The organism is Colwellia psychrerythraea (genome assembly GCF_000764225.1).
GTDB classification, from domain to species: domain Bacteria; phylum Pseudomonadota; class Gammaproteobacteria; order Enterobacterales; family Alteromonadaceae; genus Colwellia; species Colwellia psychrerythraea_D.
Genome location: NZ_JQED01000003.1, coordinates 488846 through 495174 on the forward strand (window position 1 = coordinate 488846; position 6329 = coordinate 495174).

6 protein-coding genes are annotated in these 6329 nt (G+C 39.2%); 5 read left to right on the top strand and 1 reads right to left on the bottom strand.

The window, feature by feature from the left end:
* The first annotated feature begins 287 nt into the window (after nucleotides 1–287).
* The 5 genes from ND2E_RS19105 to rplS all read left to right on the top strand — a co-directional run bounded on the left by ND2E_RS19105 (nucleotide 288) and on the right by rplS (nucleotide 4098).
* On the top strand, nucleotides 288–1907 hold the full coding sequence (locus ND2E_RS19105) for a putative bifunctional diguanylate cyclase/phosphodiesterase (protein ID WP_033092167.1): 1620 nt from the start codon (nucleotides 288–290) through the stop codon (nucleotides 1905–1907).
* A gap of 185 nt (nucleotides 1908–2092) precedes the next feature.
* Nucleotides 2093–2338 carry a 30S ribosomal protein S16 gene (rpsP, locus tag ND2E_RS19100; protein WP_011044805.1) on the top strand — a complete coding sequence of 82 codons (246 nt, stop codon included), beginning with the start codon at nucleotides 2093–2095 and terminating at the stop codon, nucleotides 2336–2338.
* A 27-nt stretch (nucleotides 2339–2365) separates the two neighbouring features.
* Complete coding sequence (gene rimM, locus ND2E_RS19095; protein ID WP_033092168.1) at nucleotides 2366–2893, top strand: ribosome maturation factor RimM; 528 nt, start codon at nucleotides 2366–2368, stop codon at nucleotides 2891–2893.
* A 39-nt stretch (nucleotides 2894–2932) separates the two neighbouring features.
* Complete coding sequence (trmD, locus tag ND2E_RS19090; protein ID WP_033092169.1) at nucleotides 2933–3709, top strand: tRNA (guanosine(37)-N1)-methyltransferase TrmD; 777 nt, start codon at nucleotides 2933–2935, stop codon at nucleotides 3707–3709.
* 35 nt (nucleotides 3710–3744) lie between these two features.
* A complete protein-coding gene (rplS, locus tag ND2E_RS19085) occupies nucleotides 3745–4098 on the top strand; it encodes a 50S ribosomal protein L19 (RefSeq protein WP_033092170.1) in 354 nt (117 codons plus the stop codon).
* A gap of 474 nt (nucleotides 4099–4572) precedes the next feature.
* On the opposite strand, the gene fdhA is transcribed toward rplS, so the two are convergent.
* Entirely contained in the window at nucleotides 4573–5769 is a 1197-nt protein-coding gene (gene fdhA / locus ND2E_RS19080) for a formaldehyde dehydrogenase, glutathione-independent (RefSeq protein WP_033092171.1), read from the bottom strand.
* Nucleotides 5770–6329 lie beyond the last annotated feature (560 nt).

Consider the following 6329-nt stretch of genomic DNA (forward strand, 5'->3'; position numbering starts at 1 on the left):
ATCAAAAGCCGTATTTACGGCTTTTTTTGTTTTATAAATATGACTATTGCCAAATAGATTAATGCAGATCATGTCACGCATAACTAAGTTAGGCAAAAATATAGCGTGTCGGCATGAGGTAAGTTATTTCCGTATCAACTAGCTATACTCACGTTAACATCACTTAACTTGTAAATCTTCATAAATGTTAAGTATTCGCTTACTCAATTAAAGTGATTCAAGGGCAAATGCTCTATTGCCGTCTATCTAATTAAGTACTTATTAGTATCATTAAGGTTATCTATTCAATGGCTACACATAAAGTTAATAAAGCTATTACTCGCAGGTCAGTGAGAGGGCCTAAAAAAGAGGGCTTTTTTAATCGTTTTTCCATGGTCTTTGAAAGTTTGGTTATTGTGCTTATTACTGCTGTACTTATGTGGTCAGCTCAATTTGTCGATGTCACTGCACTTGTGCAGAAATTATCAAGTGGTCAACACTCTTGGCAGCTAGGCGATGTGGTCACGATTTTTGGTATTGCAGTTTTTGGCTTTGTGGTTATATTAATTCGCTACAGTGTATATTTACGTAGAAAAATTCGACAACAATTCGTTGCTGAAGAAGACATTAAAAGACAGGCTTTTTTTGATACTTTAACTAATTTACCGAATAAAGAACTCTGCCATAATCGCTTAGAACATGCGTTATCACGTGCAGCAAGAAACAATACTTCAATCGCGGTGTTATATATTGGCATCGATAACTTTCAAACCGTTAATGCTCAACAAGGTCAGGAGGGCGGGGATAAGTTACTGCTACAAATTTCTAAACGTTTATCTAGCCAGCTTCGTTCAGGTGATACTTTAGCAAGAATAAGTGGAGTGGATTTTATCATTCTACTTGAGGCGGTATACCCCAGCGACAATATTAATTTGTTCGCCGATAAAGTATTGTCGAAGTTGACCAAGTGTTACCGTATTGCGATGCAAGAGGTTTACATCACAGGTAATGTAGGAGTTGCTGTATACCCGAATGATGGAGAATATGGTAAAGAACTAATTAAACATGCAAATACGGCGATGTGCTTTGCCAAAGAACAAGGCCGTAATCGTTTAGCTTTTTTCTCTAAAGAGCTACATGAGCAAATGAATATCAAGAAGAAAATTGCTGAGCAATTACGTGGTGCAATTAAAAGAGATGAATTCGTCCTACACTTTCAACCTATCATTTCAACTCACAGCAATGAGATTATTGCCGTCGAAGCCTTGCTACGTTGGCATAATGAATTGCTTGGTGATTTAGCTCCTGCTGTCTTTATTCCGATAGCAGAAGACATTGGCATGATTACAAAAATAGGTGATTGGGTGCTTGCCCAAGCATGCATGCAAAATAAAACTTGGCAGCAACAGGGCTATTCCAGTATTGTCATGACAATTAACATGTCCGTCATGCAATTAGGTATAAAAAACTATGCCAGTACAGTCTCTGCATCTCTTACTGAATCAGGCTTAGCACCTCAATATCTAGAATTAGAGTTTACAGAGAACACCCTGATGAAAGATGCAAAGCAATCAATAGTGAAGCTTAGGGAGTTGAGTGCTTTAGGTGTATCTATAGCGCTTGATGACTTTGGTACGGGATATTCGTCGATAAAACACTTAGCTAAATTTAAGCTCAATAAATTAAAAATTGATGGAAGTTTTATCAAAAACATTCCTTTAAGTAACGGAGATATTATTGCTACCAGAAGCATCATTGCATTAGCCAAACAATTAAAACTGCATATAACAGCGGAAGGCGTTGAAACAGTTAAGCAATCTGAGTTTATGACAGAAAATCATGTTGATTCTATGCAAGGCTATCATTTTAGTCGTCCTGTTTCTGCAGAAGCTTTTGAGCAACTTTTACAATCTCCTACATGGCAATAAAACTGCGGTATTCATGATAAATTCACTGATTTACCCTCGTCCTATTGTATCGCTCCTTTTCTTATATCTAAATAAAGCTTGTAAAAATATACTAGAAGCGTAAAATACGCGAGCTTTTCTGTCCCTCGTTGGCAGGAAGTGTCTGGGAAAATCCGTTTTTACACTTAACATATATAGAGGACGATATGGTTACCATTCGTTTAGCTCGTGGCGGCGCTAAGAAGCGTCCATTCTATCAGGTTGTTGTTGCAGATAGCCGTAACTCTCGCGATGGTCGTTTCATCGAGAAAGTTGGTTTCTTCAACCCAACAGCACAAGGTCAAGCAGAAAAATTACGCTTAGATCTAGACCGTATTACCCATTGGGTAGGTCAAGGTGCGACAGTATCTGATCGTGTGGCTAAGTTAGTTAAAGACGCAACTGCGGCTTAATTGCTTAGTAGGCAGTAGGAGAATTTTGTGAGTAAAGAAGAACAAATCATCTTGGGTAAAGTAGGCGCTGTTTACGGAATCAAAGGTTGGTTAAAAATTCATTCGTTCACTGATGAAACTGAAGCCATACTTGACTATTTCCCTTGGTCATTAAAATTAGGGAATAAGACACAAGCAGTTGAAATAACTGATTGGCGCAAGCATAACAAAGGCCTAATTGTGAAAGTGGCGGGTATTGATGACAGAGATGAAGCGCAAGCATTTGTCGGCTCTGAGATATTAACCAATGAAGCAGCGTTGCCAGAATTATCGAAAGATGATTTTTATTGGCGCGATTTAATAGGCATGTCTGTAGTGACTAACAAAGGTTACGACCTAGGTGTAGTTTCAGACATGATGGAAACTGGCGCTAATGATGTACTGGTTGTGAAAGCTAACTTAAATGACGGCTTTAGTAAAAAAGAAAGATTAATCCCTTATCTTTTCGAACAAGTTGTTGAATCTGTTAGCCTTGAAAATAAACAAATTTGTGTTGACTGGGATCCAGGTTTTTAACTTGTGACTAGCACTACCTCTGATAAAGAGAATAACAAAATGTGGATTGGGGTTATTACTCTTTTTCCCAAAATGTTTAATGCTATCACGGAGTACGGGGTAACAGGCAGAGCGATCCGTAATGGGTTGATTGAATTTCAGCAGTGGAATCCAAGAGACTTTACCCATGATAAACATCGCACCGTTGATGATCGTCCTTATGGCGGTGGTCCGGGCATGTTAATGATGGTACAACCATTGCGAGATGCTATTGCTGCTGCACGTAAAAGTGCAGATGCTGATGCTGCTATTAATGGTGGTAAGAAAGCTAAAGTTATTTACTTGTCTCCGCAAGGACGAAAGCTTGATCAACAAGGCGTAAATGAATTAGCACAACATGATCGACTAGTATTTATTGCTGGAAGATATGAAGGCATAGACGAGCGATTAATCGCGTCAGATATTGACGAAGAGTGGTCGGTTGGCGATTATATTCTAAGTGGCGGTGAACTCCCTGCTATGAATGTAATAGATGCTGTAGCACGCTTAGTGCCAGGCGTATTAGGACATAAAGAATCAGCAGAGCAGGACTCCTTCTCTAACGGTTTATTAGACTGTCCTCATTATACTCGGCCAGAAGTAATGACTACTCCTAACGGAGATGAAATGTCAGTACCTAAAGTATTGCTTAGTGGTAATCATGAACACATACGCTTATGGCGACAAGAGCAATCTTTGCTTAGAACGTGGACTAGAAGACCAGAACTATTAAATGACCTAGCTCTGACAGCTGAGCAGGAAACAGCACTTGCTTCAATTAAAAAGCAGGCGAAATAAACCACTTAGACTGTGCACACTAGGAAGAAGGTATTATGAGTAAAATTATTGATATGCTCGAACAAGAGCAAATGAAAAAAGATCTACCAGCATTCGCTCCAGGCGACAGTGTTGTAGTTCAAGTAAAAGTAACTGAAGGTGATAAATCACGTCTTCAAGCATTTGAAGGTGTTGTTCTTGCGGTTAAAAATCGCGGCTTACATTCTGCTTTCACTGTTCGTAAAATTTCGAACGGTGTTGGTGTAGAGCGTGTATTCCAGACACATAGCCCAATTGTTGACTCAATTGAAGTGAAACGTCGCGGTGACGTACGTCAAGCTAAACTTTACTACTTACGTGAACTTTCTGGTAAGAAAGCACGTATCAAAGAAAAATTGGCTAAGAAATAGAAATATTTCAAGTACAATTTTCTGTAAAGAAAGTTTGATAAAAGGCCTGAATAATTCGTTATTCAGGCCTTTTTGTTTTAAACCATATTAGAACGCTTTAAATATTTCTTTTACGGAACTTTAGCTTGCTAACTTTACCGGTTAGACATGCTTCTCTCCCCTATATTCTATGCTGAGTTTATGAGCAAAAAGGCAATCTATTCTTAAATGTATAACAAAGTAGTCTAACTCATTGCTTAACTGAGAAAATCACCTAGATAATCGCTAGATTTATCGGCAACGAGTTATGTTTGTCTTGATTGAAGTGTTGCTCAATGCAGGGGAAAAACTTTATATGAACAGCTAATAGCGCGGTAACTGTTGATATTGATACTTAGGGAACAGAGTCAAAAGAACAAGACTCTGTGAATGATAAAAACTTCTGCACTATTTATACAAAAAAACGGCACACTACATGTGCCGTTTTCAAATTTGTTAAACAACCATTGAGTGAGGATCGATTACAAATTTTTGCGCAGCGCCACTATCAAAGGCTTGGTAGCCTTCCGGGGCACCGTCAAGTGAAATGACCTGCACGTTGACCGCTTTAGCAATGTCAACTTTATCCCACAAAATAGCTTGCATAAGGTTGCGATGATATTTCATTACTGGGCATTGTCCTGTCACAAAGTAGTGTGACTTAGCCCAGCCAAGACCAAAGTTCATGCTCAATTGGCCAGTCTTAGCCGCTTCAGTTGAGGCACCAGGATCGCCAGTTACGTAGAGCCCCGGAATACCAATACCACCACCGGCACGTGTTACCTCCATCATCGTATTAAGTACAATGGCGGGTTGTTCTTTATGATGACTACAACCGTGGCTGTGGGCTTCAAAACCAACACAATCTATTGCAGCATCCACTTCAGGCACACCTAAGATTTGTTCGATCATATCTGGTACTGTCGCATCTTGACGTAAATCTATGGTTTCACAGCCAAAGCTGCGGGCTTGAGCGAGGCGTTCAGGGTTCATGTCACCGACAATGACACAAGCAGCGCCAAGTAACTGTGACGATGCTGCAGCGGCAAGGCCAACAGGGCCTGCACCAGCAATATAAACAGTAGCACCAGGGACAACACCAGCAGTGACAGCACCATGATATCCTGTTGGGAAAATATCGGAGAGCATGGTTAAGTCACGAATTTTCTCTAACGCTTGATCTTTATCTGGAAACTTTAACAGATTGAAATCAGCATAAGGCACCATAACATATTCAGATTGACCACCAACCCAACCGCCCATATCAACGTAACCAAAAGCAGCACCTGCGCGACCAGGGTTAACGTTCAAGCATATACCTGTATTGCCTTCACGACAGTTACGACAGCGACCACATGCAATATTAAATGGTACAGAAACGATGTCACCTATATCTAAAAATTCGACATCGCTACCTTTCTCAATGATCATACCGGTAATTTCATGCCCTAAAACAAGGCCTGGTTCGGCGGTTGTTCGACCCCTCACCATATGTTGATCACTGCCACAGATATTAGTAGTAACCACTTTTAAAATAACACCGTGCTCACATTTTCTGTTGCCAATGGCAAGTTTAGGATAAGCAATATCCTGAATTTCAACGCTTCCAGGGCCAGTATAAACAACGCCTCTGTTTCCATGATTTGAACACATATCAAGCTCTCTTATTGGTTTAATTACGTTAACAATATTTTTAAAGTTTGTTTTGATCGTTAATTAAAAATCTAAGCCAATCTCCTTATCATTATTGAAATAGTGACTGGTTAAGGTGAAAAGCACACTATTTAGAGTACCGTTTTGATGAACATATCGGCTTACCTAAAAAAGACATTTTCATGTCTAAAACAGACGTAACGAATTTAAAAAAAGAGAATACTTGCGGTTAAAAAAATAAATAACCGGTAATATTTAATTGATTTCGCATTAATTTCTCGCAGCTAAGAAAATAAGCTAATCTGCTTGTTTTGCAACACGCTTTAGTAGCAGTAACTGATATTTTAAGTAGAATACTTAATAATAAATGAAACAATTAGTGCTATTAATCTGCGAATAATCATAGAGTATTAAATTGAACAGCACTTTAAGGTAGCAAGATAACTAGGTTACTTGGCCGTTACCCAGAGTATTTGAGCATCGTTTTCACTGACTGAAATAAGTACATGCCCCATCATCGCATCATAGTAGACGCTATCCCCTTCAACTAAGTTCACTGG